The following is a 517-nucleotide window of genomic DNA, read 5'->3' on the forward strand; positions in this document are numbered from 1 at the left end:
AATTTGTTGTGAGTGTTCACACAGATTGCTTGATAGACGAAGAGCGAAAACAGTAAGTTGTGGGTCTGTAGCTCAGGTGGTTAGAGCGTACGCCTGATAAGCGTAAGGTCGGTGGTTCGAGTCCACTCAGACCCACCAATCTTGTTGATGCTGCGTGGTATCGGTCGTCGTTTACTGATGTAAACGTCCTCCCAATACGCCTTGCCTGAACGAGATTAACCTTACAAGTGTTTTTGAGGGATTTTGGTGCAGTTCGCGGCGTGCAAGTGATGAGCGAAGGCGCATACATGAGTATGTAACTGAGCGAAGAGACGCAGCACAACAAAGAAATGCAGCAAAATAACCAAAAAGAAATGGGGCTATAGCTCAGCTGGGAGAGCGCCTGCTTTGCACGCAGGAGGTCTGCGGTTCGATCCCGCATAGCTCCACCATTATTCTGGTGGTCACTGTTTTCGTTTAATGGTCATGGAAATGCCAAAGATAAGTGAACAATTTATCTTTGGCTTTTTTAAGCCCG

At 47.2% G+C, this 517-nt stretch carries 2 tRNA genes; both read left to right on the forward strand.

The features are described from left to right. The first annotated feature begins 61 nt into the window (after positions 1–61). Positions 62–138 (forward strand) — tRNA-Ile (locus J3L11_RS18960). A 217-nt stretch (positions 139–355) separates the two neighbouring features. Continuing rightward, positions 356–431 (forward strand) — tRNA-Ala (locus J3L11_RS18965). Positions 432–517 lie beyond the last annotated feature (86 nt).

This window comes from Shewanella sp. 4t3-1-2LB (assembly GCF_017368415.1).
GTDB classification, from domain to species: domain Bacteria; phylum Pseudomonadota; class Gammaproteobacteria; order Enterobacterales; family Shewanellaceae; genus Shewanella; species Shewanella fodinae.